This window comes from Pleomorphomonas carboxyditropha (genome assembly GCF_002770725.1).
GTDB classification, from domain to species: Bacteria; Pseudomonadota; Alphaproteobacteria; order Rhizobiales; family Pleomorphomonadaceae; genus Pleomorphomonas; species Pleomorphomonas carboxyditropha.
In genome coordinates, this window is the sequence record NZ_NQVN01000065.1 from 1 (window position 1) to 1,261 (window position 1,261).

The following is a 1,261-nucleotide window of genomic DNA, read 5'->3' on the forward strand; positions in this document are numbered from 1 at the left end:
TCATGTCGGTGTCGGTCGCCAGTTCCATCGCCCTGTCGGCGCTCCGGGCGGCGCAGGTCGGCCTCAGCGTGTCGTCGGCCAACATCGCCAACGCCGACGTCGACGGCTACACGGTGAAGACCGCCAACCAGGTGTCGACGGTGTCCGGCTCCTCGGGCTCGGGCACCGCCATCGCCTCGATCACCGGCGGCGTCGACAAATACGTGTTCGCCTCGCTGATCGGAGCCAACGCCGACCTCGGGGCGGCTTCGGTCACCGCCTCCTACACCGACCAGCTCCAGGCGCTGATGGGCTCGACCACCGGCAGCGACGACGGCGGCACCTCGATCGCCACCCAGATGGCGGCGCTCGAGACGGCGGTGACCGAACTGGCCTCGACGCCCGACGACAACGCCACCCAGAGCAGCTTCGTGTCGGCGGCCGACAGCCTGGCCAGCCAGTTGCGCGACATATCCACGTCGATCTCGACGCTGGAGACCAACGCCAATCAGCAGATTGCCGACGACGTCGACGCGGTCAACGAGGCGCTTGCCAAGATCGCCAAGCTCAACGACCAGATCGTCGCCGCCAAGGCCAAGGGCCAGTCGACGGCCGACCTGGAGGACGAGCGCAACGCGGCGATCACCAGCATCTCCAGCCTGCTGGACATCACGACGACCACCACGTCGTCGGGCGCCGTCTACGTCAAGACCACCGGCGGCACGACGCTGTTGTCGAGCAAGCTGCACGCGCTGTCGGTCGGCGCCGGCGGGGCGATCCTGGTCGACGGCAGCAACGACATCACCAGCACGCTCACCAACGGCGAGATCGGCGGCCTGCTGACGCTGCGCGACGAGACGCTGCCGGCCGCCCAGGCCGAGCTCGACGCGCTGGCGGCCAAGCTGATCTCGGCGGTCAACGCGGCGGTGGCCGACGGCTCGGCGGTGCCGGCGCCCGACAGCCTGACCGGCACGACGGATGTTTCCAGCCTGTCGAGCTTTTCCGCTTCCGGGACGGTACGCATCGCGCTGGTCGACGACGACGGCAACCTGACCTCGTATACGGATCTCGACCTTTCGAGCTACGGCTCGATCGACGACCTGGTATCGGCGCTCGACGCCATCGACGGGGTCAGCGCCTCGCTCAACGCCGACGGCACGTTGAGCATCAGCTCCGATACCGACGGCTCGGGCGTGGCGATCGGCGCGCTCGACGGCTCGATCGACGGCCAGAGCTTTTCGAGCTTCTTCGGCTTCAACGCCGTGTTCACCGGCAGCTCGGC

At 68.4% G+C, this 1,261-nt stretch carries 1 protein-coding gene; it reads left to right on the forward strand.

Annotated elements, in window-relative coordinates; translation table 11 throughout:
* The coding region (flgK, locus tag CJ014_RS27215) for a flagellar hook-associated protein FlgK (RefSeq protein WP_100083622.1) at positions 1-1,261 on the forward strand (1,261 nt) is incomplete at both ends.